This is a genomic window from Peribacillus deserti, assembly GCF_002863585.1.
Taxonomy (GTDB): domain Bacteria; phylum Bacillota; class Bacilli; order Bacillales; family DSM-1321; genus Paraperibacillus; species Paraperibacillus deserti_A.
In genome coordinates this window covers 107736-133299 of record NZ_PGUY01000062.1, presented here as the reverse complement: position 1 = coordinate 133299, position 25564 = coordinate 107736, and the positions used below count along the sequence as shown (strand labels likewise).

Annotated in this window: 24 protein-coding genes; 2 read left to right on the top strand and 22 right to left on the bottom strand. The window is 42.2% G+C overall.

Going from position 1 to position 25564, the window contains the following annotated elements:
* Positions 1-28: 28 nt before the first annotated feature.
* Positions 29-2737: a PBP1A family penicillin-binding protein gene (locus CUU66_RS19290; protein ID WP_101645033.1), complete on the top strand. Its 2709-nt coding sequence runs from the start codon at positions 29-31 to the stop codon at positions 2735-2737.
* A 99-nt stretch (positions 2738-2836) separates the two neighbouring features.
* Here the strand turns inward: CUU66_RS19290 and CUU66_RS19285 are convergent, their stop codons facing one another.
* The 18 genes from CUU66_RS19285 to CUU66_RS19200 form a co-directional block, all read right to left on the bottom strand.
* A complete protein-coding gene (locus tag CUU66_RS19285; protein WP_101645032.1) occupies positions 2837-3364 on the bottom strand; it encodes a YpoC family protein in 528 nt (175 codons plus the stop codon).
* Positions 3361-4017, bottom strand: a complete 657-nt coding sequence (gene nth, locus CUU66_RS19280; protein ID WP_101645031.1) for an endonuclease III — start codon at positions 4015-4017, stop codon at positions 3361-3363. The genes CUU66_RS19285 and nth overlap by 4 nt, the downstream gene beginning before the upstream one ends.
* 51 nt (positions 4018-4068) lie before the next feature.
* Positions 4069-4770 (bottom strand): DnaD domain-containing protein, encoded by a 702-nt coding sequence (locus tag CUU66_RS19275; RefSeq protein WP_101645030.1) that lies wholly within the window; start codon positions 4768-4770, stop codon positions 4069-4071.
* A gap of 447 nt (positions 4771-5217) precedes the next feature.
* Positions 5218-6501: an asparagine--tRNA ligase gene (asnS, locus tag CUU66_RS19270; protein WP_374703016.1), complete on the bottom strand. Its 1284-nt coding sequence runs from the start codon at positions 6499-6501 to the stop codon at positions 5218-5220.
* A gap of 210 nt (positions 6502-6711) precedes the next feature.
* Positions 6712-7896 (bottom strand): pyridoxal phosphate-dependent aminotransferase, encoded by a 1185-nt coding sequence (locus CUU66_RS19265; protein WP_101645028.1) that lies wholly within the window; start codon positions 7894-7896, stop codon positions 6712-6714.
* Between the two features lie 17 nt (positions 7897-7913).
* Positions 7914-8387 carry a cell wall elongation regulator TseB-like domain-containing protein gene (locus CUU66_RS19260; RefSeq protein ID WP_101645027.1) on the bottom strand — a complete coding sequence of 158 codons (474 nt, stop codon included), beginning with the start codon at positions 8385-8387 and terminating at the stop codon, positions 7914-7916.
* A 16-nt stretch (positions 8388-8403) separates the two neighbouring features.
* A complete protein-coding gene (locus CUU66_RS19255) occupies positions 8404-8574 on the bottom strand; it encodes a YpmA family protein (RefSeq protein WP_101645026.1) in 171 nt (56 codons plus the stop codon).
* A gap of 406 nt (positions 8575-8980) precedes the next feature.
* The gene (gene dinG, locus CUU66_RS19250) at positions 8981-11785 is read right to left on the bottom strand and encodes an ATP-dependent DNA helicase DinG (protein WP_101645025.1); all 2805 of its coding nucleotides are present in this window, start codon (positions 11783-11785) and stop codon (positions 8981-8983) included.
* A 565-nt stretch (positions 11786-12350) separates the two neighbouring features.
* Complete coding sequence (gene panD, locus CUU66_RS19245; RefSeq protein WP_101645024.1) at positions 12351-12734, bottom strand: aspartate 1-decarboxylase; 384 nt, start codon at positions 12732-12734, stop codon at positions 12351-12353.
* Between the two features lie 26 nt (positions 12735-12760).
* Positions 12761-13606 carry a pantoate--beta-alanine ligase gene (gene panC, locus CUU66_RS19240; protein ID WP_101645023.1) on the bottom strand — a complete coding sequence of 282 codons (846 nt, stop codon included), beginning with the start codon at positions 13604-13606 and terminating at the stop codon, positions 12761-12763.
* Entirely contained in the window at positions 13603-14439 is an 837-nt protein-coding gene (gene panB / locus CUU66_RS19235) for a 3-methyl-2-oxobutanoate hydroxymethyltransferase (protein ID WP_101645022.1), read from the bottom strand. The genes panC and panB overlap by 4 nt, the downstream gene beginning before the upstream one ends.
* Before the next feature lie 364 nt (positions 14440-14803).
* Entirely contained in the window at positions 14804-15781 is a 978-nt protein-coding gene (locus CUU66_RS19230; RefSeq protein WP_101645021.1) for a biotin--[acetyl-CoA-carboxylase] ligase, read from the bottom strand.
* Positions 15766-16965, bottom strand: a complete 1200-nt coding sequence (locus CUU66_RS19225; RefSeq protein ID WP_101645020.1) for a CCA tRNA nucleotidyltransferase — start codon at positions 16963-16965, stop codon at positions 15766-15768. The genes CUU66_RS19230 and CUU66_RS19225 overlap by 16 nt, the downstream gene beginning before the upstream one ends.
* Positions 16966-16980: 15 nt before the next feature.
* Positions 16981-18120 carry an N-acetyl-alpha-D-glucosaminyl L-malate synthase BshA gene (bshA, locus tag CUU66_RS19220; RefSeq protein WP_101645019.1) on the bottom strand — a complete coding sequence of 380 codons (1140 nt, stop codon included), beginning with the start codon at positions 18118-18120 and terminating at the stop codon, positions 16981-16983.
* A gap of 3 nt (positions 18121-18123) precedes the next feature.
* Positions 18124-18834 (bottom strand): bacillithiol biosynthesis deacetylase BshB1, encoded by a 711-nt coding sequence (gene bshB1 / locus CUU66_RS19215; protein WP_101645018.1) that lies wholly within the window; start codon positions 18832-18834, stop codon positions 18124-18126.
* A gap of 6 nt (positions 18835-18840) precedes the next feature.
* Positions 18841-19245: a methylglyoxal synthase gene (mgsA, locus tag CUU66_RS19210; RefSeq protein WP_101645017.1), complete on the bottom strand. Its 405-nt coding sequence runs from the start codon at positions 19243-19245 to the stop codon at positions 18841-18843.
* Positions 19246-19254: 9 nt separating this feature from the next.
* Positions 19255-20055, bottom strand: a complete 801-nt coding sequence (gene dapB / locus CUU66_RS19205) for a 4-hydroxy-tetrahydrodipicolinate reductase (RefSeq protein ID WP_101645016.1) — start codon at positions 20053-20055, stop codon at positions 19255-19257.
* Complete coding sequence (locus CUU66_RS19200) at positions 20042-20395, bottom strand: nucleotide pyrophosphohydrolase (RefSeq protein ID WP_101645015.1); 354 nt, start codon at positions 20393-20395, stop codon at positions 20042-20044. Before CUU66_RS19200 ends, dapB begins: the two co-directional genes overlap by 14 nt.
* A 156-nt stretch (positions 20396-20551) precedes the next feature.
* Between CUU66_RS19200 and CUU66_RS19195 the strand changes: the two genes are divergently transcribed.
* On the top strand, positions 20552-21424 hold the full coding sequence (locus tag CUU66_RS19195) for a YitT family protein (protein WP_101645014.1): 873 nt from the start codon (positions 20552-20554) through the stop codon (positions 21422-21424).
* A gap of 955 nt (positions 21425-22379) precedes the next feature.
* On the opposite strand, the gene CUU66_RS19190 is transcribed toward CUU66_RS19195, so the two are convergent.
* From CUU66_RS19190 to CUU66_RS19175, 4 genes are all read right to left on the bottom strand, one after another.
* Positions 22380-23051 carry a zinc metallopeptidase gene (locus tag CUU66_RS19190; protein WP_101645013.1) on the bottom strand — a complete coding sequence of 224 codons (672 nt, stop codon included), beginning with the start codon at positions 23049-23051 and terminating at the stop codon, positions 22380-22382.
* Positions 23052-23109: 58 nt separating this feature from the next.
* On the bottom strand, positions 23110-23889 hold the full coding sequence (gene ypjB, locus CUU66_RS19185; RefSeq protein WP_257968069.1) for a sporulation protein YpjB: 780 nt from the start codon (positions 23887-23889) through the stop codon (positions 23110-23112).
* A 77-nt stretch (positions 23890-23966) separates the two neighbouring features.
* The gene (locus CUU66_RS19180; RefSeq protein ID WP_101645012.1) at positions 23967-24557 is read right to left on the bottom strand and encodes a DUF1405 domain-containing protein; all 591 of its coding nucleotides are present in this window, start codon (positions 24555-24557) and stop codon (positions 23967-23969) included.
* Between the two features lie 209 nt (positions 24558-24766).
* Entirely contained in the window at positions 24767-25531 is a 765-nt protein-coding gene (locus CUU66_RS19175; RefSeq protein ID WP_101645011.1) for a menaquinol-cytochrome c reductase cytochrome b/c subunit, read from the bottom strand.
* Positions 25532-25564 lie beyond the last annotated feature (33 nt).

Here is a 25564-nt window from a genome sequence, read left to right as displayed (position 1 = left end):
TTTCCGTATAGAAAGGCAGGTAGCTATAATGGCTCAAGATTATAAAACGAGAGAAGAGCGCCGAAAACAGCAGACACAGGCGAAGAATAAAAAGAAAGGCAAGGCAAAGCCTGCTGGGATGTTTAAGCGCGTATTCCTTTTATTGATAGCACTAGGTATAACAGGAATGGTACTTGGAGGCGCAACATTCGCCTATTTTGCTGCTACAGCACCTAAGCTCAGCGAGGGTATGCTGAAGGATCCAGTATCTTCAAAGATCTATGATAAGAACAAGAAATTGATTAAAGAGATCGGAAAAGAAAATCGGGAATATATCCCATATGATGAAATTCCTCCGTCCGTCGTAGATGCAACGATCGCTACAGAAGATGCACGCTTCTTCGAGCATCATGGCGTAGACCTCCGCCGTCTAGGAAGTGCGGTAGTCGCCAACATAACCAATGGATTTGGGTCCCAGGGTGCAAGTACGATCACACAGCAGTTAGTTAAAAGATCCTTTTTAACTCCTGAAAAAACGATAAAACGTAAAGTTCAGGAACTTTGGATTTCGCTGCAGATTGAACGCAAGTACACAAAAGAACAAATCTTTGAAATGTATGTGAACAAAATCTACTATGGTGAAGGTGCATATGGCATTTCGACAGCAGCTAAAACGTACTTTAATAAACCTCTAAAGGACTTAACGTTGCCAGAGGTTGCCACCCTAGTCGGGCTTCCACAAAGTCCAAGTAATTATTCACCATTTGACAACCCGGACCAAGCAGAAAAACGCAGAAATGTCGTGCTGACGCTTATGGAAAGACACGGGTATATCAGCAATGCTGAATTGACTAAAGCGAAAGCTTCCCCTGTCAAGACGCTTGTAGTGAAAGAAGAACAAAGAGAAAAGAATACAGAACCATATAACGCCTTTATAGACCATGTCATTAACGAAGTAGAAGACATGGGAGATTACAATGTATACACGGATGGTCTAGAAATTTATACAACCATGGATCCAAAAGCACAGGAACATGTGTACGAGATGATGTCTTCCGACCAGTTTAATTTCCCTGATGAAAAATTCCAGGCGGGTATTACCCTGCTTGATACAAAAACAGGTGAAATCCGTGCATTAGGCGGCGGTCGTAACATTAAAGGTGAGCGAAACTATAATTACGCTACACAAATTCAAAGACAACCTGGTTCCACCATTAAGCCTATTGTCGATTATGGGCCGGCTATTGAATATTTAAACTGGTCCACTTATGAGCAGGTTGTGGATGAACCGTATAAATATTCAAATGGAACTCCTATCAATAATTATAATGACCAATTCAGAGGCCAAATGACCATCAGGGAAGCTCTTGGACGTTCATTAAATATCCCTGCTTTAAAAGCCTTTCAAGCAGTTGGTCTCGATAAAGCGAGAGAGTTTGCAAACGGACTAGGAATGCCCTTCAAAAAGGATGAGTTCTTTGAATCCGCCTCTATCGGTGGAATTAGTCCCGGAATATCACCGCTTCAATTAGCTGGTGCATACAGTGCGTTCGGTAATAACGGTATTTATAATAAGCCGCATGCCATAACGAAGATTGTGGTTAACAATACTGAGATTAAAACAGCGCCAGAACCAAAGGTAGCTATGAAAGAAAGTACAGCATTTATGGTTACCGATATGCTTAAAAGCGTTGTAAAATCGCCTTATGGGACTGGTTCCTATGCAAATGTTCCAGACCTGCCAGTGGCAGGAAAAACAGGAACAACAAATTATTCTGAAGAGGAAATTCAGTCTGGCATTCCTGAATCAGCAGTTCCGGATGCATGGTTTGCCGGCTACACGACGAACTATACTGCTGCAATTTGGACTGGATATGGCAGCAAGAAAGACTATATCCCTGCCGAAAATGAATACCAAAAAATTGCTCAAAAAATGTTCAGGGACTTAATGGGATATGTATCACAGGATAAAGAAACACCTGATTTCAAACAGCCGAAAAGCGTTGTGCAGGTTAAAGTCGAGCAAGGCTCGAACCCTCCTAAGCTTGCCAGCGATTATACGCCTGAAAGCAATATCAGCTATGAATACTTTGTCCGCGGACACCAGCCGACAGAGGTCTCTAAGGAGTATGAAAAACCAAAAGGACCAGGAAATCTTCAAGCTTCTTATGATCCTGATTCTAATCAAATCTCACTTACATGGGATTATGACGGTGAAGAGAAAAAACCCGAATTTGAGGTTAAAGTTGCTCTGAATGATGGAGCCGATTCCGTTCTTACTGTCACTAAAGAGAATGGGTTAAAGATGGAAAACCCTCAAGCAGGCGGAACGTATAAATTTACCGTTTCGGCAATATCGGGTGACAGCAGAAGCGATTCAGCGTCTACAACCGTTCAAATACCAAAAACAGAAGAAGATCCTGCCGTTCCTGGGGAAGAAAATAAAGATAACACCCAAGAAGATCCGAACCAGAACCAGGACCAAGAAAATGGTCAAAATCAGGAGGACACCGGTGAAGAAGACGCCCAGCAAGGCGATGATCAGCAAGGTGAAGGCGGGGAAAATGGAGTACCTCAAAATGGTGAAGATGATGCCAATACAGAGGATCCCTCTCAGCCCTCTCAGCCTGAACAGCCGGGTACACCACCTGACGACGGGACCACCCCTCCTTCTGATCAGAATGGCGGAGGAAATGGTACTGGCCAGCAAGAAAACCAAAGAAGCAGCAATCCTTCTTCACAAAGGGCAGAGCAATAGTATGAATAACTAGAATCGGGTAAATTTAGAATCATGGCATGCATTTTATCGCACGCCATGATCTAGATGATTTATAGCCATAAAAAAACGTCTAAGCACTCAGCTTAGACGTTTTTTTATGGCTAATTCTTTGTAAAACATTTTTTCTAGTTCATTAAAAAGGATCGTAAGCTGCTTGTATGAATGAAATAAAGCCGGCCTTTCCAGTACAAAGGACAAACGTTCGACAGCGTTTATAGGTAAGAGCGTTAACTCTGAAACTAGCTTAGGCCAATTTTGAATTCCAGCTGGACGTCCGTTCAGCCAGAAAAGTGCTGATATCCATAAAGAAATGGCTCTCTTCATATGAATCAGGGCTTTCTGTGACTGCCGATTGGAAAAGAAATCATCAAGAGTCTTGCGCTCACTTCCCCATACCGATATCAGGTCAGGTATGACACTGTCAGCATGATTCCATGGTGTAAAGCACTCAATACCATTATAGAAACAAGTATCATAAGGAAAATAATGATGGACTAACAGCTCTTTTGTCCAAACACTGATTTCTGCTCTCGACAGCTCTATTTTCTCCGCTGAAAAAATAGAGTCAATCAAAATATCGGGAGTAGTCAGGATCAAATTGGTCATGTGGCCTGAAGCCTTTTCATGCGCTTTTTTCCCTCTCTGCAAAGCTCGAGAAGCGGACATATTTCACATTGCGGCGACTGGGCCTTGCAATGATACCGGCCAAAGAATATAAGTTGATGATGTGTGTCTGACCACTTTTCTTTTGGCACTTTTCTCATCAGTGTACTTTCTACTTCGAGAACATTATCTTTCCACCTGCATATTCCCAGCCTTTTACTGACTCTTTCGACGTGTGTGTCGACAGCAATGGCAGGGATGCCAAAAGCAACGGATACTACTACATTTGCCGTCTTTCGCCCCACCCCGGGAAATTTGGTTAATTCATCACGGTCTGCCGGCAGCTCTCCAGCATATTCGTCTAGCAGCATCCGACAGAGCTTTTGAATGTTTTTGGCTTTATTCCGATAAAGACCAATCGATCTAATATCCTCCTGTAATTCCTCAAGCGGGACATTTAGATAATCTTCTGGGGTTTTATATTTCTGAAACAATGTTTTCGTGACCCGGTTAACTAAAGCATCCGTACATTGAGCGGAAAGTGCAACCGCAATTACCAACTCAAATGGATTTGAATGATTAAGCTCACAATGGGCATCCGGAAACATGTTTCCAATCGTATCTAGACAATAATTAATCTGAGTTTGATTTAGCATGGTCTATTACTCCTTAGAACTGAGTATTTCCGAATGGTATATGAAAATCTTTTATTGTTCAAGCCAGTTATAAAACGGAACTGTTTTATTAGCCTGAGGTATATCCTGCTTCTTCTCTCTTCTATTTTGAAGCCTGAATTTCTGGCCGTGGGTTTTAGCCTGCTCTGGAGTTCGTATGCCATTCTTTTTCCATTCAAAAAGAATCCTGTCTATGTATCTGAAATTCAACTTACCAGATATGACAGCTTCCTTCAACGCTGCTTTAATCATTGTAAAGTGATGTTCATCTTCCATCCACATGGCGAGGGTTTCACATTCAAACGGCGAAAGCGGCCTTCCGAATTCCTTTTCAAAAACTGTATAAAGACTTTCTTCAGTTTCTAATTCAACTTGCACTGATGAGGTTTCATTTTGAACTTTCAAAAAGAACTGCAGCAGCTTATCATACATAGGATCTAGAGTATACATTTCAAAAAGGATTGAGTCTTCCCGGTATTCCTCTTTAATCTGCAGAAACCCTTTTTGAATGAGCCTTCTTAAAAGGCTTGAACACTGGGAACTGTCAACACTCATTCTCTCTGAAATTTGATCGGGAGTCGGAAAGGAATTTCCTTTCTCATTATAATGCTGTATATGAAGCAAAACCATTAATTCTAGTTCGTTAAGACCCATTCGTTTATAATGTGACAAAAGAAAAGAAGGAATCGAAATATTGCCTTCCTTCATCCAAGCAAGAAAATTATCTTTTAACATGTAGGACACCTCGTGCTTTATTATACCATGAAAGATTCAGCCAAAATGAGAAAATAACTGCGGGGTAAAATTTACATATATGTCCTATGCTCTATTGCAATAAAAATGGTCATTTTGTTTTTTTTTCCCTTTCTCGTATGACACGATGTTTCTTCCTTAGTGAAAAGCTCTGTTAAACATGATTGTTGATTGCAGCTAGCAGGCACTCGCTTTTTAACGGGGCGGTCCCGAGCTCCTCGGCGTTAATGGCTGCCCTTGCCTCGCTTTTCTTCGCAGGAGTCCCGCACCTGCAGTGCAGATCAGCATCGTACAAAAAGCAACAATGACCTTTAACATAGCCTAGTAAAAAAAGAAAAGCTCAACGGTTCATTGAGCTTTTCTTTCGCATGCTGTTTTTTCCCTGCCTTAATATCCGTTTGAACGAAATCTAGGGATAGTATATGGTTCTTATGGATACAGACGGTTTAATAATCGAGGGAATGGAATGGTCTCTCGGACATGTTCCACACCACTGATCCAGGCAACCGTTCTTTCAAGGCCAAGCCCAAAGCCGGAATGAGGAACTGAACCATATTGTCTTAGTTCCAGATACCACTTATAAGCATCCAGGTCTAATTGATGTTCTTCTATTCTTTGCTTAAGGAAGTCATAATCATGAATACGCTGGGATCCTCCAATGATTTCTCCATATCCTTCAGGAGCAATTAAATCCGCACAAAGTACTACATCGCTTCGATTAGGATCTGGCTGCATATAAAAAGGTTTAATGCCTGTAGGATAGTGTGTAATGAAAACAGGCTTATCGTAGCTTTCAGCAATGGCTGTTTCATGCGGAGCACCGAAATCATCGCCCCATTGAATATCGTCAAAGCCCTTTTCATGAAGGAATTTGATGGCGTCATCATACGTAATTCTTGGGAATGGCGCCTTGATATTTTCAAGCTTAGACACATCCCGGCCCAGTGTATTTAATTGAAGTGTACAGTTTTTCAAAACCGACTGAACGATGTGAGAAACATACTGCTCCTGAACCTCCAGGTTGTCCTCGAAATCGTAGAATGCCATTTCAGGCTCAATCATCCAAAATTCAATTAAATGGCGGCGTGTTTTAGACTTTTCGGCACGGAATGTCGGACCGAATGAGAAGACTTTCCCAAGTGCCATGGCCGCTGCCTCCATGTAAAGCTGGCCGCTTTGTGATAGATAGGCATCTTCATCGAAATATTTAGTTGCGAATAACTCGGAAGTTCCTTCTGGTGCACTTCCTGTTAAAATAGGAGGATCCACCTTGGAAAATCCGTTTTCATTAAAGAATTCATACGTAGCGCGGATAATTTCATTTCTGATTTGCATGACCGCATGCTGCCGTTTTGAACGAAGCCATAAATGGCGGTTATCCATCAAGAACTCTGTACCATGCGCTTTAGGGGTAATCGGATAATCCTTAGACTCTTGGATAACTTCGAGATCTTTTACGACCAATTCATAACCGAAAGGGGAGCGTTCATCTTTTTGGACAGTCCCGATTACATATAGAGATGATTCCTGGGTCAACCCTTTGGCTTTAGCAAATACCTCTTCCCCAACATCCTCTTTTACTACGACTCCCTGGATAAATCCGCTGCCGTCCCTGAGCTGCAAGAAAGCAATTTTGCCGCTGGATCGTTTGTTAGCCAGCCAGCCGCCAATTGTAACTTCTTCTCCTGCATATTTACTAACATCTTTAATCATTGTTTTCACGAGTTTATTTCCCTCCAAAAATCTACACAAACTGACATTATTATGTTTATTATACCCTTGACTCATTTCCCAGGCAATCTGCGTAAGTTCTCTTATAAAAAATACTAAAAAGTAATAGAATTATTAAGAATTTTAGCTTGATTTAAACTGCCTGCTGCTCGGAGCGCCACTTTCCGCGAGGGGCGGGTGCCTCCTTAATCTTTAGCCTATCTTATTAATAACGAACGTTTCGATTCTTTCTATTGCCTTTTCCAATTGTTCCATCGATGTAGCATAGGACAGCCTTATATTATCAGGGGAACCAAACCCTGAACCCGGTATCACAGCAACCCTTGCTTCTTCAAGAAGTGCTTTTACAAAAGCATCTACATCCTCATACCCAGTTTTCTCTGCGGCTTCTCGTACATTAGGATATAAATAAAAGGCACCCTGAGGTTTAATACATGTAATTCCAGGGATTGTCACTAGTTTTTCGTAGATAGTATCCAATCTGCCCTCGAAAGCCTGTCTCATGGTTTCCACATCATCCTGCGGCCCTTCGTATGCTGCGATAGCGCCATACTGAGCGGTTGTGGTGGGATTGGACGTGCTGTGGCTCGCCAGGTTTGTCATAGCTTTGATTATTACCTCATTTCCGGCTGCATATCCAATCCTCCATCCCGTCATGCTGTGGGATTTCGAGACACCGTTAATAATAATCGTATTTTCCTTCAGTTCAGGCGAAAGTTCAGCAATTGATATATGTTCATTGTTTCCGTATACAAGCTTTTCATAAATTTCATCCGAAATGATTAATATATTATGCTTTAAGCATACTTCACCAAGTTTCTGAAGCTCTTCCCTGGAATAAATCATACCTGTTGGGTTGCTTGGAGAATTAAGTATCAGTGCCTTTGTTTTGGGTGTAATGGCTTTTTCAAGCTGTTCTGCAGTCATCTTATAAGAATGATCCTCTTTTCCCTCTACATACACAGGCTGGCCATCTGCTAGTTTGACCTGTTCAGGGTAACTAACCCAATATGGAATCGGGATAATGACTTCATCATCCTCATCCAAAATAGCCTGGAATAGAGTGTAGAGCGCATGCTTGGCACCGGATGCTACCATGATTTGGGACGCACTATACTCCAGCCCCTGATCTTTCTTCAGCTTTTCGGCAATCGCTGATTTCAGCATGGGAAGTCCGGCGGAAGGGGTATACTTAGTATGCCCTTCATTCATGGATGCGGAAGCTGCTTCAATAATATGCTGAGGAGTATTAAAATCAGGTTCACCTGCTCCCAGTCCGATTACATCAATGCCCTGTGATTTCATTTCCTTTGCCTTTGCCGTAATAGCCAGCGTTGTAGAAGGGGTTAAAGCCTGCACTCTTTTTGCTAACAACATACTCTTTTATCCTCCAATCATATACTTCGGTAATATTTAAGCCATTCACCAGATTCAAAATCAAAGTATTCATAATTCATTTGTTTTGACCCATTCTGATAGACCACTTCCCACAGAGGAACATCATTCTCCATTCCCAGTTTAACTGAGATGATCTTATCGGGTTTCAGCTCCTGGTTAACAAGACGGATTATATCGTTCTTCGATTTGCCGCTCGAATAATCCATGGCGATAATCTCTTTCCCTTTTTTTTCAGGGATCCAATATACCCTCTTTTTGCCATCCTTTGCTCTGCCGACTGCTACATAGTATGTTTCGGTCCCATTATATAGATAAAAGCTCTCAGCTTGGGCCAGCCCTTTTTTTATGGCTGCACTTTCTGCCTTTTGGAAGGCGGACCTCTTAGGCTCCATCGCCTTGAAATATACAACTGCTGAAAGGGCACACAGGCAAATGATGGCTAAACTTGAAAATATGATCCATTTTTTCACTTATTTCACTCTTCCATTATGTACGGTAAATCGTAAAAACCGCTTTATCTTTATTGGTATCATCAAGTGCAAGGCCAAACATTAGATCTTTCTCTTTCAGTGTTCTGTTCAGCGAATCAACAATTTTATATAAATCAGGGGAATTCTGTACTTTTACTGTTGATATTACTTCTATCTTGCTTTCCATTTCATATTCCTCCAGCATTAAACAAAATATCGCACTCATATTATCCCAGTCAAGGGCCATAATAAAAGTACAAGTAAAGATTTACAAACACCATTATAACAGTAATGACTTCATTCGGATAATATAAGAGTGAAAAAACCACAAGAAAATGATTATTTTTACTACCAAAACAATAACACTTCTAGTCCTCACACACACTTTTACAGCAGCTTTTCTCATAAGCTGCTGCTTTTGTATTTATAAGTGTTAGCTCGTTCAAAACGCTATCGATTTTCGCTGCAGGTGACTCTCTATTGCCGGGCGTTCCCGGAGCCTCCCTTAACGCCCTTTTACAGGTAAGGAGGTATGACTCCTGCAGCAATTTCACTCAGTACCAAATTCCCATTGATCCTTCCTTTTAAGGAAGTTACGACAGCCATTTACGTACGGATTCCTCCAATTGGGAAAGCGGATTTGTCTCGACCCTGACTTTTGGAATGGCATCCAGAAAGGCATGCCCGTACGAAGTATTCTGTATTCTCTTGTCTAATACAAGTAAGACACCTTTATCATTTTCCGCTCTGATTAATCTCCCGAAGCCCTGCTTGAATCTAAGTACAGCCTCGGGCAGTGAATACTGAGAAAAGGGGTTCTTCCCTTCTGCCGTTAACTGCCTATTCCTGGCCGCGTTAACCGGTTCATCTGGCGCCGAAAAAGGCAGCCTCACTATCACCAGGCATGACAACTTATCTCCCGGGACATCCACTCCATCCCAAAAGCTTGCATTCCCAAGCAATATCCCTTTATTGAATCCCTGGAAATTCTTTAACAACTTCCACTTGCTTCCACCGGTAATCCCCTGGGCAAGTAAAGTGAAATCAACCAATTGCTGTTCTTCCCTTAAAAATTCATATGTCATTCGCAGCAATTCACGGGAAGTAAAGAGAACCATCATCCGCCCCTTAGACCCTGCTGCTGCAGCGGTTATATGTTCCGAAACATTTCTAGCATATTCACTCAGGGGGATTATGCTTATATCAGGCATGGAGGCTGGAACCATGATTTTAACGGCATCCATGTAATTAAATGGCGATGGGTAAGACTTTGTTATGAACGTTTCTTTCTTCAGGCCTAGCTGCTCCATAAAAAATGAAAACGAACCATTTATTGTCAAGGTAGCTGAAGTCATCACGATGGAAGTAAATCCCCCCAAATAATTTTCCAGAATGCTCCCTCCAGCATCCAGGGGCTGAGAGAGTAAAGTAACAGCTGTATTTTTCCCGCTTTTTATAATGTCCGCCCAGTACACGGTATCTTTTTCGTTTCTTAGAAAAAAGGTCCGCAAATACCCCTGCAGCTCCCCTAATTCATCAAGCAGACCGGCTGCTTCCGTAACATAATACAAGTGGCTTTTACCGAGTGAGTCTCCATTTCTCATAAGGCTTGCGACTCTTTCATCTGCAGCTTCCCGAATCTGTCTAAGATAGTCAATTACACGTTCTGCCAGCATTTTTATATTATTCTGATCCCTTGACTGCCCTCTGGAATCATAATGAATGGATAATTTTTGCCGGCCGGGACTTAAAGCAAGTTTTTCCCCATATTTAGCCAGAAGGTAAAATAGTTGTTCACTTTCGTATAAAAAATCCTGAATTGCATTTTCGATTGCTTTTGAACCAGTCGGAACCTCCAGGTTTTTTTCCTTCATCATTTTTTCCAGCCGGTATAAAACCATTTTTTGATTATATGTCCCGAGCCGGTTAATCATGGTCCGTATAGTGAGATAACTGATTTTAAAGCCAAGTTTAGTCTGGAAAGCCTTGCTGAAATGATGGGCTTCGTCTAAAACAAGGATAGCACCCCTAGACAAAACAGGATTCTCGCCCGTCACATTCTCGATCAAATAAGCATGATTGGTCACTAAAATATCAGCACGATTCGCCGCTTCTTTTGCCTTTTTGTAAAAATCCCTTTTATCCCATGGTTCCTGCAGCTTTTGAGGCAGACCTGCTGAAGTTTGAAGCTTTTCCCAAAAACTTGCCCCGCCGCTGGTTAGATTCAATTCATCACGGTCACCAGTCTGTGTATGTGTCAGCCACACTAATATCTGCATCTTTGTTAAAGAAGTATCATAGTTATCATCTTTCTGCCTTAGAACTCTTTCAAACTTCGCAAGACTAAGGTAATTATTCGTGCCCTTAATCATTTGTGCCTCAATAGGAAAAGGCACTATTTTGCTCAAAGCAGGAAGTTCCTTTTTTAACAGCTGTTCCTGAAGGTGAAGTGTGTATGTACTGATAATAACCTGCTTTTTATATTTAGATGAAAAATAAGCAGAGGGCAGCAAATACCCTAAAGATTTACCGATACCTGTCCCAGCTTCTATGATACTGTGTTTCTGCTGAATGAATGTGTCATAAATGTTGTTCATCATTTCAAGCTGTCCTGCTCTTCTTTCTGCATGTGGAAAGGCATGCTGTAAATCTTGAAACTTTGCCTCAGCGTCGTATTCGTATTCAAACAATTTATCTTCTTCATTTTTTAGCGTTTTTGGCTGGTCCTGAATTCTTAAGGCAAGCCCTCTGAAAATTTCGATACCATGCAGCGGCTCCAGCGCTTTTTTCTCTTTATCGGCTATGCAATCACCGATTAACTCGGAGATTTCGCTTTTCAAGGAAAAAGAAAGCCGGTACAGCTGTTTAAGGGTGACTTTTGGAAGATCATATAATTTATTTATTAATTTCAAGAGCAGAAGAGCCGTTACACGTGCATCACTGTCTGCCTGGTGAGGCCTTTCATGCTCGATATTTTCTTCTTGTGCCAGCTGTGACAGCTTATAGCTGTCTGAAGTCGGCAATAAAATTTTGGACAGCTCTACCGTATCAATCGTCGATCCATAGAATCCCTCAAAGCCTGCTTGATTTAACTCTTCCTGAAGAAAAGATAAATCAAAAAGTACATTGTGCGCTACAAACACAGCATCAGCAAGCAGTGAGTTTATTTTTGGTGCAACCTCTCTAAATAGAGGTGCGTCTTTAACCATATCGTCACTTATGCCAGTCAGTTCTACAATAAAAGGGGGAATACTTTTTTCTGGTTTTATGTAAGTGGAATACTCATCCACAATTCTTTTGTTTTCAATCACTGTACAAGCGAATTGGATGATAGAGTCTCCCTTTTTTGGTGAGTTGCCCGTGGTTTCTAAATCCACTACAACAAATCGTTGCCTCATTTTGTGTACACCTCAAAATCATTGACTACAATGATATGGAATCATGAGCAAATATGCCGGCACAAATACGCTGGCAATAGAGTGCCCAGATTCACTCATTTTTTATACCATACCACTCTGTAAAAAGAAAATACAAGTAGTGTGTGCTTATATAGGTTTCAACTAAACCGACCATCCTAATCATTTGATACTCAATGATGGTTCCAATTGTTTTCATGGAGTGGCACCGTTCTGATTAATGCCTTAAAACGTCACATCAAAGAGAAAGTCAGACACCTGATAAAGAAGACTTGCTGATTGACGAGCGTCAGCGAAGACAGAAGCATAGTCGCCCTTATGCGTTAGCCAGACATAAGACGAGCGGCTCGAAAGGCGCTTATTTCCTTTTGATGACGATTGGCTTATGGCCGAAGGTGTCAGTTCGGAGCTAAATATTAACCACTTATCCCGCAGGAGTCTCGCATATCCGCTCCAATTAACACAGTGGCAAAATCAAAAACGAACTTTAATATAGTCTGAATAAAAAAGCCGGCCGAGATGTTCTTTCTTCGGCCGGCTGGGCTATTTACATGATGGTGGCTGCTGGTTCATGTGCGATTAATTCTTTGATACGATTATTTTCATCCATAATAGCAACGCGCGGGTTATGGTTCACCATTTCTTGCTCTGACAGCATGGCATAGGAAATGATGATGACAATATCATCGGGCTGGACCATTCGGGCCGCAGCTCCATTCAGACAGATCACTCCGCTGTTTCTTGGTCCGGGAATAATGTATGTCTCAAGGCGTGCCCCATTGTTATTATTCACGATATGAACTTTTTCATTGGCTGCCATTCCTACGGCATCCAGAATATCTTCATCAATAGTAATACTTCCGACATAATTTAAATTTGCTTCCGTTACACGAGCTCTGTGAATCTTTGCATTCATCATCGTCCGAAACACACTGGTTCCTCCTCTTCCTCAATGGATTATATCTCTATTATCAAATTATCAATAAGTCTTGCGCCGCTGAATTTTACTGCAAGTGCTATAATTATTTTCCCGTGAATGTTTTCAATCTTCTTCAGTTCAGGGTAAGACAGCAGTTCAGCATAATCTATTTCTCCGCCTGTGCTGCGGGTAAGCTCTTCTCTTATGCTTGCTAGAATGTTCTCAGGATTTCTTTCACCATTCTCTATTAATTGTTCAGCGTGCTGCAGGCTTTTGTAGATGGCAGGCGCCTGCTGTCTCTCTTCTTCAGTCAGGTACACGTTTCGCGAACTTTTTGCAAGGCCGTCTTCTTCTCTGACAGTGGGTACAGGTACTATATTGACCGGTATGTTAAAGTCCTCAACCAAGCTGTGAATGACCGCTACCTGCTGGGCGTCTTTAAGTCCAAAATAAGCCTTATCAGGCTGGACAATGTTGAACAGCTTTGTTAACACAACTGCCACTCCGTCGAAATGGCCAGGTCTTTTCGCACCGCAAAGTACATTTGTTCTTGCCTTTACGGTAAGTGAGACAGCAGCCTCATTAGGGTACATTTCTTCGACAGCAGGATAAAAAATAAAGTCCACACCTGCGTCACCAGCCACTTTTTCATCACGTTCAATATCCCTTGGATAGGTTTCAAAGTCTTCATTCGGACCGAATTGAATAGGGTTTACGAACACGCTAAGAACGACGATGTCGTTTTCTTCCCTTGCCTTTTTCAGCAGGGATTGATGTCCTTCATGTAAAAAGCCCATTGTTGGAACGAAACCTATAGTGGCTCCGTTTTTTCGCTTCTCTTTCAGGGATTCTCTCAACGAACTGATTTCTCTTACTATCTTCATTTTTTTCCTCCGTATAGTGCTTCCACTTCTTCTTCCGCCATCGTAAAAGAATGTATTCTCTCAGGAAATGCTTGTTCCTTTACTTCTTTTATATATTGGCCCAAAGCTTCTCTAACCAATTCACCCGCATTTCCATATTTTTTTACGAATTTCGGAAGCCGGTCTACACCATAAGAAAGAACATCATGGTACACAAGTACTTGTCCATCTGTAAACTGGCCGGCGCCAATCCCGATAGTCGGGATGGAAAGGGCGTTTGTGATCATCTCCGCCAGCTGGTACGGTACACATTCTAGAACAAGCGCTATGGCACCGGCCTTTTCACATGCAATGGCATCCTCCATCAGACGGCTTGCGGCCTCTGCATCCTTCCCCTGAACCTTATAGCCCCCAAGGACCCCCACTGACTGCGGAGTTAAACCAAGATGGGCAACTACCGGTATACCAGCCTTAGTAAGAGCAGATATTTTTTCCACAACTTCATCCGCTCCTTCAACCTTTAAAGCATCAGCATTTCCCAGCTGCATAATCCTCGCTGCATTTTTCAAGGTCTCATCAAGTGACAGATGATAGCTCATAAAGGGCATATCTGTAACAATAAACGTATTTGGCGCCCCTCGTTTCACAGCTTTAGTATGGTGGATCATGTCCTCCACCGTAACAGGCAGAGTCGAGTCATATCCGAGGACAACCATGCCCAGTGAATCACCTACTAATATCATATCCACTCCGGCCTCTTCTGAAAGTCTGGCGGAAGGATAATCATAGGCAGTCAGCATAGCAATCTTTTCCCCCTGCTGTTTCATCCTAGTAAAATTGGCAGAAAACTTCATTGTAACTTCCTCCTTTTTTTAGAGGAGATGAAATCACGAGGGTCAGAATGATTTAGGATAAAATCAAAAAAGACCCTTCTAAAGGCAGAAGGATCCTGTTATGTCAGTTATTAATCCCTCTGTCCCAGTCCATCTCATTGGATCAAGGCAGATATGCATTTTAAAAGAATACTAACGTATGAATCAGGTGCAGTTCCTTTTAGGGAGAGGCAGACATTCCCCTTCCCATGATACCGCCCACATACATTATACATAATCTTATCCTTTATTTCTAAGGTTTTTCATCATTTATGCGAAACAGTGCTTTTCCAAGTGTTTTAACGAAGGAAGATCATTCGTTCCCATCAAGATATAATATATCCATTTAATTTATTTCTATATCTGCAGAATAAATCGAATGAATCTCACCGAGGCTGTCCTTTAGTAAAAGCACACCATCATCTGTTATTCCGATTGCTTTTCCGTAAAGCACGCCTGTCAGGGTGGATGCTTTGATTTCTTTCCCAAGACTGACTGCGTAGCTCTCCCAAAGGAGCTTAATCGGTTTGAATCCCTCTTTTAAGAAAAGGGTGTAAAGAATTTCAAAGTGTTTTAAAAAAGATTGAATCACAGAGGTCCTGGAAATCGGCTCACCTTCTTCTAATGCCAAGGAAGTGGCAGTTTCCTTAATGTCATCAGGAAAATCCTCCAGACTCTGATTTACGTTAATGCCGATGCCAATGATAACTGAGTGAATTCTGTCCGCTTCAGCCTGCATTTCGGTTAATATTCCGGTAACTTTTTTTCCGTTAATCAGGATATCATTCGGCCACTTTATAGTTGGAAAGATAGATGTTGTATCTTCAATAGCCTGTACAATGGCTACAGCTGCTAACAGAGTAAGCTGAGGTGCCTGCTGCATCGGAATCCTAGGCCTTAAAATCAGGCTCATCCAAATGCCTGTTTTAGCTGAATGCCAGGTTCGCAGCAAGCGTCCTTTCCCTTGTGTCTGCTCATCCGCAATGACCAGGGTTCCTTCTTCCGCACCGCTGTCAGCCAATTTATGCGCAAGCTTCTGAGTAGAGGCGAGGGATTCATGATAGGAAATATTTTTTCCTATTTCTTTTGTTTCGAGCCCAAGCAAAATCGAATTGCCTGAAAGCTTGTCCGGGCTCTTATTGATTCTATAGCCTTTTTTTCTAACCGCTTCAATGTCGTAGCCATCCTTACGGAGTTCTTCAATATGCTTCCAGACTGCCGTTCTTGTGCAGCCCATGATGTCTGCAAGATTCTGTCCGGAAACAAATTCTCCATTGGCTTCATGGAACGTTTCCAGCAATTTTTTCCTCAAATCAGATTGCATCGGCCCAGCCACTCCCTTAAAGCTTCTTTTTCATTCGGTGCCTGCTGCTCCAAAACAGCCTCTAAGGCATGCAGCAATGTTTCCTTAACCCATGGACCTGCTTGCTTGGCTGACCACTCAAGAAGATCACGGCCACCTACTGCCAATTCTTGCAGATCGTGAATCGGCAATGAACGATAATCTTTTTCAATTGTATGGCTGGCAGCTGCTTCATCCTGGCAATCCTTTAGCACACCATACACTTTTTCAATACTAAGAGCCGTATCCATTCCAGCATGAAACAAATTCAATTTAGTTAAAGGACCCTTAAAACGCAGATTGAGGTAAAATAAATATCTTTTAATCTCCTTCATCTGTTTAGAGGACATTTTCCAGGATCTAAGAAAAGAATCAATGTCTGCCGGATTTAATAAATAGACAAAAAGGACCCAGCTCTCCATTAAATTTTTCAGCCTGCTGACATCCAGTTTCCCCCATTCATCCAGAACCTTTCCGGTCCCTTTCAGCCCCGGTAAAAACTCATTTAAACCAGTATCCCTTAATATGTTAAAAGCCTGTAATTTGTTTTCTCCTGCTAGAAGCTTATTAAATTCAGCGAGGATTCGTTCTACCGCTATTTTTTCAAGCAGATGTCCATGATCTTTTAACCCCTGATATGTATCGGACTCAATGGAAAAGGAGAGCTGGCTTACAAACCTGACCGCTCTCATCATACGGAGCGCATCCTCTTGGAACCGGTCTTCCGGCCTTCCAACTGTTGTGATTAACTGATTTTCAATTGCAATCCTGCCAGAAAAGGGATCTATGATTGTTAGATCTTTATCCATAGCAATGGCATTCATGGTAAAATCTCTTCGTTTTAAATCTTCTTCCAAAGACCGGATAAATGTAACTTTGGAAGGCCTGCGAAAATCAGCATATTCACTTTCTGAGCGGAAGGTGGTGACTTCATATGGGACACCTTTGAAAATCACAAGTATCGTACCATGTTCGATCCCGACATCCACCGTTTTATCAAAGATTTGCTTTATTTCAGCAGGAACAGCACTTGAAGCTATATCTACATCACTAATCTGTTTATTGAGAAGATAGTCTCTTACTGCCCCGCCTACAAAATAAGCCTGAAATCCGGCTCTTTCTATCTTTTCAAGAACCGGCTTTGCCTGGTTAAACAGTTTGTGCATCAAATCCCTCCCTTTTTAGTGAATTTCCTTTCCAGCAAGCAGACGTTCATATATCTCTTCGTATTGGAGCACTATTAAAGAGGCACGGAATTTCTCGTGAACAGTCTTTTGGGCAGCCTCGGAAAATTCCCTATGCTTACGATCGTCGGTCAATAAGAGAAGCGCCTTGTCTGCTGCTTCCTTATAATCTCCAATCTTACAAAGAAATCCTGTTTCTCCATCCTCTATAACCTCAGGAATGCCGCCCACATCAGTCCCAATACAAGGTACACCGCAGGCCATGGCTTCAATCAGAACAAGGCCAAAGCTTTCCTTCATGGATAATAACAGCATGAGATCGCTTATGGAATATAAATCTTCTAGATTGTCTTGTTTTCCAAGTGTCAGGATTTTATCCTCTATTCCAAGCTCACTTGCCAGTTTACATACTACAGACATTTCTGGTCCGTCCCCAACAAGCATGAGCTTAGAAGGAATCCGCTTCTGAATTTCATAGAAGGATTGGACTACATCACTGACCCTTTTTACACCTCTGAAGTTTGAAACATGGATGATGACCTTTTCATCTTCAGCGATTCCATATTCCTGTTTTAAATAAGCAGAATCCGTTTTTCTGTACACACGTTCATCTATAAAATTATGAACCGTCTGGATTTCTTTATCTGGCTGGATAAGAGCATAGGTTTGATCCACAAGGGCACTGGATACGGCCGTAACTACATCCGATTTTTCAATTCCGAATTTTATACTCTCTGTTAGAGATGGATCATAGCCCAGTACAGTTATATCGGTCCCGTGAAGAGTTGTTACAATCTTTACATCCGTACCAGCCATCTGTCTGGCTAGAATCGCACATACAGCATGGGGGATCGCATAATGCACATGCAATATATCAAGCTGTTCTCTCTTAGCAACTTCTGCCATTTTGCTTGCGAGCGCGAGATCGTAAGGAGGATATTGGAAAACGGAGTATTGATTTACTTCTACCTGATGATAATAGATATTTGGATACCTGCGCTTTAGCCTAAAGGGCATGCTTGAGGATATAAAATGGATTTCATGGCCTCTCTCCGCAAGCAGTTTGCCAAGCTCAGTAGCAACCGCTCCTGAGCCTCCTACCGTTGGGTAGCAGGTAATGCCTATTTTAAGTTTCATAATTTATTCTCCTAACAAAGCAGCTGGCACCAATATAGGGTTCTTCGAAATAAACCCTTCAGCAAAGGCGGCTCCCGACTCTTGTCCAAAAAGTCTTTCCCTTGCTTCTACCGTTTCGATATATCCATTCACAAGCGGCGTATCCACTGAAGCTTCCGTTTTATCAAATTGGCTCTGATAGGCTCTCAGACTTGCCAGTTTCTGATTTATTGTTTCAGAAATATCCACTGTAAAAGATGGTTTATGAAAACCATTAATCATATAAAAATAAACAGAGCTTACCTTATGCGGCTCTCCATCCGATGAATCTATGTATTTTTTTACCCCTGCCGAGAAGCAGGCTTCTTCTACCAGCCTTGCACAATTTCCATGATCAGGATGCCGGTCGCGGTAATATGGGGCAAACACCGTTTTAGGACGGAACCTTCTAATTACCGAGACCACTTTATCGATATGTTCACTAGTCATAAACAACCCCCGGTCTGGAAGGTCAAGTGTAATCCTTTGCTGCACACCAAGAATTCCAGCTGCTTCAGCCGCTTCCTTTTTCCTTAATTCAACATTGCCATTGGAAGACAATTCAGCTTGGGTCAAGTCACAAAAAACTACTTTTTTTCCATGTGAGGCAAGTTGGGCTGCAGTACCGCCCATGCCAATTTCTATATCATCAGCATGGGCGCCAAATGCAAGTATATCTGCCTGTTCTAATAACAATCTATCTCACCCCTGGTCCCGTTCAATCTTTCTCCACTCTATATCTCCTCTTTTCAATCCGCGCACAAGAACTTCAGCAGTTCCCATATTTGTCGCCAGCGGGATTGAATACACATCACAAAGCCGGATTAAGGCTGAAACATCAGGTTCGTGGGGCTGTGAAGTTAGAGGGTCTCTAAAGAAAAGAACTAAATCCATTTCATTTCTAGCAATTCGTGCTCCGATTTCCTGATCTCCCCCGAGCGGACCCGACTGGAATCGGTGGATACTTAGTCCCGTCGCTTCCTGAATTCTAAGTCCAGTCGTACCCGTTGCAAATAACTCATGCTTACTGAAAATATCCTTGTATGCCGTGGCAAATCGTATCATATCTTCTTTCTTTTTATCATGGGCAATCAGTGCAATTTTCATCATTCCACCCTATTCTATTACGTTCTCTAATCCATATACGAGCACATCTATTTTCATCACTTCTTCTACAGCTAATCTAACACCTGACATAAATGAAGCGCGGTTGAACGAATCGTGCCTGATCGTCAAGAGCTGACCCTCCATGCCAAACATCACCTGTTGATGGGCAACAAGCCCTGGAAGTCTTACACTATGGATGCGCATTCCATTCATATCCGCGCCTCTCGCACCAGGTATCGTTTCTTTTTCAGATGGATGCCCCTGTGTTTTGTCTTCCCTTACCTCTGAAATCAGCTGAGCTGTTTTAACAGCTGTTCCTGAGGGAGCATCCAGCTTCTGGTCGTGGTGCATTTCAATAATTTCAATATCCTTAAAATATTTTCCGGCCATCTGCGCAAATTTCATCATTAAAATGGCCCCAATGGCAAAGTTAGGCGCTATTATGCACCCAAGTCCCTTTTCTTCAGTCAGGCTTTCCAATCTCAGTAAGTCCTCGTTAGTAAAACCAGTTGTCCCAACCACTGGGCGGATGCCGTATTCCAGCGCTTTTTCAGCATGGGCCATCCCAAACTCCGGTGTAGTCAGATCAATTAAAACGTCGGCCTTTACGGACGAAAAGCATTCATCAAGATCCGTATAAATCGGTGCCTCCATTCCTTCAAAGCCGGCAAGGCCGCTTAGATTCATGCCGTTATTCCTGCGGTCTAATACAGCCGCAAGCTCAAAGTTTTCCGTATTATGTACCAATTTAACTGCTTCAAGGCCCATTCTTCCCCTGGGGCCTGCAATAATTATCTTAATTGTCTCCATGTTCTTCACCTTCTCCAATCCGAGTCCATCTATCTTTATCTCTTGTATTAAATTTGGTCATTACCCTGTCATGTGCATCCTGTAAATCGATTCCTAGAGAGTTAGCAAAGCAGATCAGGACAAACAGCATATCGCCCACTTCTTCATCAATTGCTTTTTCGCTTTCACTGGTTTTTTTGGGTTTCTCTCCGTAATAATGGTTGACTTCCCTAGCTAGTTCTCCCAGTTCTTCTGTCATTCTGGCCATCATTGCCAAAGGACTGAAATATCCTTCTTTAAACTGGCTGATATATTCATCAACTTCTCGCTGAAGATCTTTTACAGTTTTCTCATTCTTCACAGTAATCACCCTTCATACTTTCTTCTTACATGTTAGCTAAAAGTTACCTTTATGACAACTTTTTGCGCCGCCGATAAGTTGCCCCTCTTTTGGTATTCCGCTATAATATGGTCACGGCAAATTTTACTAATGTATCAGTTGGGGGTCTCTTTTCAGATGGTTTACGGCTTAAAAGTAAAAAATATTATTTTTATCCTGCTGGGGTCTGGGATTTTTGCTTTCGGCCTTGTTCATTTTAATATGCAAAACAACCTCGCTGAAGGCGGCTTTACAGGAATCACCCTGCTTTTGTATCAAGTCTTTGGTGTGAACCTTTCGATCTCCAATCTTGTTTTGAATATTCCGGTGTTCTTCGCCGGCTGGAGGTTTTTAGGCAAGACAACTTTCCTGTATACCATTATTGGTACTGTCGGCCTTTCAGCCTGGCTGAAATTATTTGAAGTCTATCAATTGAGCTTCCCGCTTCATCACGATCTTATGCTCGCCGCTTTATTCGCAGGAGGCTTCATCGGAATCGGCCTCGGCATCATCTTCCGTTTTGGCGGAACGACGGGCGGAGTAGATATTATAGCCAGAATCGTTGACAGATATTTTGGCTGGAGCATCGGGCGGACCATGTTTATTTTTGACGCAGTGGTCATTACCATTTCCTTGATTGTATATCTGGACTATAAGGAAGCCATGTATACTTTGGTCGCTGTCTTTATCGGCGCCAGAGTGATCGATTTTATGCAGGAAGGTGCCTATTCCGCCAGAGGAGCCATGGTTATCAGTGACAAGAACCAGGAAATTGCTGACAAAATCATGAAGGATATGGACCGGGGAGTCACCATGCTCAAAGGCTACGGATCCTTTACGAAAACCGATCGGGAAGTACTTTATTGCGTTGTCGCAAGAACCGAACTTGTCCGGTTAAAAAATGCGATAACCTCTGTCGACCCCCATGCCTTCGTCTCTGTTACAGTCGTCCACGACGTACTGGGTGAAGGATTTACACATGATGAGAATAAAAATCCGATCGAAAGATGATGTTATAGTTTGATGCGCGGTTCGGCAGGCGGGCCGCGTTTTATTATGGGCAGCGCAGAACTTTTCCCGAAGAACACAGGCGTCTTGCACTTTGTAATTGGATTCTCTTACAGCTCGAATACACTCAGATCAGGCACGGCCCTCTGTTTTTCCTGGAATTCTATTTCAAAACTAATTTTCAATCTTAGTTTTCAGAATCTATTCTTTCAATGTCTTTTACAGACCTGTATAGAAACCAAACAGAGCCATAATCCGTAAAGCTTTCTTGATCTCCTCTTCTATGCATACATGATAATCCCTTCAATTGCTTTTTATCCTTGCACTCATTAAGGTTTTACCGAAGCCATTCTGAAGCATATCTCGGCCAAAAGTCTTCCGGCACAGAAAAAAGCTGTCATAAAAATTGACAGCTCAGCTTGTGGAGAAAAAAATACTTTCTTTACACTGGTCCTTAGGAATGAGAATCTACCATTTTACATTTTAATGGACAGTTTTCAATTCTGTTTAAGATTATAGTTAGTATAGTGTTTCTTTAATGGAGTGTTTCACTTCTCGAGGGTAATTGATGCCGCAGGACTGCAGCATAGCCGGGGAAAAAATGAGGTCCTTTTTTAACCAAAAAACAAGCATTACTTGATGATGGAACCCTAATCTTGATACTTTTCAGCTTGACTCAACAGTTCTGGAAAAAAAGGCTTTTTGGATGAGGTTTTTATTAATTGTGACGGAAGCAGCACCACACCAATATGCAGATTGCCGAGCGGGAATTCTCATTTTTAATGGTAGCGCTTAAATCATTTTTCGGGCTGAAGACCAGACAGTGCCAGCCAATCTATACTGTGTAAGAAACCTGCTATCGCGCTGGGCGGACCGTGCACGCGTATACAGAAAAGAAATAAGGCCGCCGAGACTCTCTCGACAGCCTGAGCTGTCATTTAACTGACAGCTCTTTTTCTTATTCATCTCTTGTCATGCCTGTATAAATGAACACTAAACGGACGAGTTCCAGTACGGCTACGGCGGCGGCTGCAACATAGGTTAAAGCGGCAGCATTTAAGACCTTCCTTGTTTCTCGTTCTTCGTTATTTCTTATGATTCCGAGAGAGACCACTTCGTCCATGGCTCTATTGGATGCATTGAATTCAACAGGCAGTGTCACGATCTGAAACAACACGGCTAAAGCCATAAAGCCGATTCCAAGGAGAAGGAGTCCGGACAGGTTGGCAAGTACACCGGCAAGAATGAGAATCCAGGAAAAGTTAGAGCCTATATTGGCAACAGGGACTAATGCATGCCGGAATCTTAGGAATGCATATCTCTGCTGGTCCTGGATTGCATGACCCACCTCGTGCGCTGCGATGGCTGCACCAGCGATAGAGTATCCATGATAGTTGGAGCTTGAAAGACGGACGGTCTTTGATCTTGGATCGTAGTGGTCACTAAGTACTCCTCTAGTTTCTTCAACACCTACATTATACAGTCCGTGGCTGTCAAGGATTTCCCTTGCTACCTGGGCCCCTGTCCTTCCAGACGAGTTTGCGACCTGTGAATATTTTTTATAAGTACTCTTGACTTTAAATTGCGCATACAAAGGAACTAGGATAATTAAGATAAAATAGATTAACATGCTGTTCCCCCTTCATGATGAATGGTTTCTTCTATTTTAATTTTGCCTCCTGGGTGTGTCAATCATTCTGCTCTTTGCGTGTATTCACAGATTCTTTATTTCCTTTGTACTTTCTCCAGCCTACGTAGGATAATGTCATAATGATAATACTTCCTGTGGAGATCATGACCCACCAGAGAGACGGGTCCGCTTCATCCTCCTTCATTTCTTCAAATATTGATTTGAGATCGGATTGGAGAGCGGTTAATTCTTGCTCACTCTCTTTTTCGGAAAGCAGGCTGGGGCGGTACTGATTGATAAATTCGAATTTAGCATCCAGTTTTTGGATTTTCTCAGGGGCAATGTCCACTTTTAAACTGGGATGAATCAGATTGTATTGAGATAAAAGCTTATTGAAGCTTTCATCGAATTGTTCGAGATTTCTTGATTTTACAGCCTGCTGGGTAGTTTTAAAGGTTTCCATGATCTGCCCTTCCATTTCGGTCCACATCGGCTGATGCTGTGAAGAAATGGCATCCACGACGAGACGGAATTTTGTGACATTTGAAATTTTCTCATTTAGGGTCATCGAATCGGAACCGACTGCTTTAAGTGCATCATTATGGGCGGCTGTAATAATTCTAAGCTCGTCCATACTAAATTTATGGTCATGAGCAGTAAGTGTCAGGAATTGTTTGGAGAAGTACTCAAGCATCTGGTTCGTTTCTGAAAGTCTATCGCTTTTTACAAGCTGGAGGGCTTCATCAGCAATCCTATCGAGTTGTTCCAGGGTTCCGCTTTGTGCATGTCCTGGCTGTACCGGGATAAGTAGTAATAATATAACTAGTAATAAATTCACTTTAAACAAATTTGTCCCCCCTCTCATACTAATAGAAGTGTATGAAAGGTGGGACAAGAGTAGAACCTGGAACCCGGCTATATTTTGTATGTCCGTCTTGAAGATCGATAAGCAGTAAAATAGGCAGCTGCGATCGAAGCGATACTTAACCAGAACGTGAAATAGCCTATTTCCTGGATATATCTTATTAAATCTCCATAGTTTGGCATTTGATAAAATACATAGTCGATCATTTCGTTATGGAGGGTCCATATGGCTGCTACAGCAAAATGCCATTTTTTAATCCTATAAAATGGAGCATAGAGGAGTCCTTGAACAGCCATTGCCGCATGTGAAGCCATCAGCATATATCCCGTCCAGTGGAGCTCTCCGGTTATCATCAGAGTCAGGAGGTTCATTACAACCGCCCAGATTCCATACTTGAATAAAGTCATTACCGCCAGTGCTTCAAACAGCCCCCAGTTTTTCCTTAGTAGAAATCCTATTAACGCCAGGACAAAAAACAAAGTAGCGGTAGGGCTGTCCGGCACAAATGGAAGAAAAATAGCCGGTGTTGCCTCCAGCTGGTACCCATACCAGTAATATCCATATACAGTTCCAAATATATTAATAACTAAAAGCAGCCATAAGAAGCTTCTATTTGCCAATATTGAATAAATAAATGCCATGAAAATCCTACTTCCTGTAAAAAATTCAAAATATAACGATAAAAATATTTATACCATTTTCCAAGCTGTTTGACAAAATTACCCGGACTTAAGGTAACAGCAAATGAAAGAGTTACATTTTACAGACAGCGGCGGCTGGAAAAGACGTCCCCTTCTATACTCATGTCTATAAAAAAAGCTGGCATATAGCATGCCAGCTTTGACTGAATTTACTCCGCCTTTAACTTAGAGATAAACTCAGTAAGTTTCTTTAAATCTTCATCATTGCCTTTGTAAGCGTTCGGAGGCATTGCTCCTTTACCTTCTTTGGCGATCTTTGCAATTTCTTCTGGCTTCAATCCTGTTCCTACTAGAGATGGACCAGCTCCGCCAGTCAGCTCTTTACCATGGCATCCGATACAGCTTTGCTTCTGATAAACAGCATAGCCTGGATCTTTTGTATCAATTTCAGCCTTAGCTACAATCTTACCCTGTTCTTTAGCTTTTTCCCAGTCATGTGTAGCTACCGAGAACCAAGTTAAGTAAATAATTGAAGCCAATCCTAATAGCATGAACCCGGTTGCCAGCGGTCGTTTAGACGGACGGCGGTGTGGGCTTCTGTCAAGGAATGGTGCAAGCAGTAAACCACCAAATGCAAGACCTGGCATAACTAACGCACCGATTGTATTATATGGACCTGAAGCGTACGTATATTTAAGCAATTGATATAAGAACAAGAAATACCAGTCAGGCAATGGAATATATCCAGTATCAGTAGGGTCCGCAATTCTCTCAAGCGGAGATGGATGCGCTACTGTTAAACATAAATAGCCTACAAGGAAAACGGCTCCAACCATCCATTCCTTCAAAAGGAAGTTTGGCCAAAAAGCTTCTGTTTTTCCTGGATACTCCGAATAATCTTTCGGAATATTTGGTTTTCGTACGGCAGAAACACGTGAGTCTCCAACGAACTTCATACCTTTTCCGCGATGCATGTGAGTCCCCCTCCCCCAAAAAATGGTTGATTA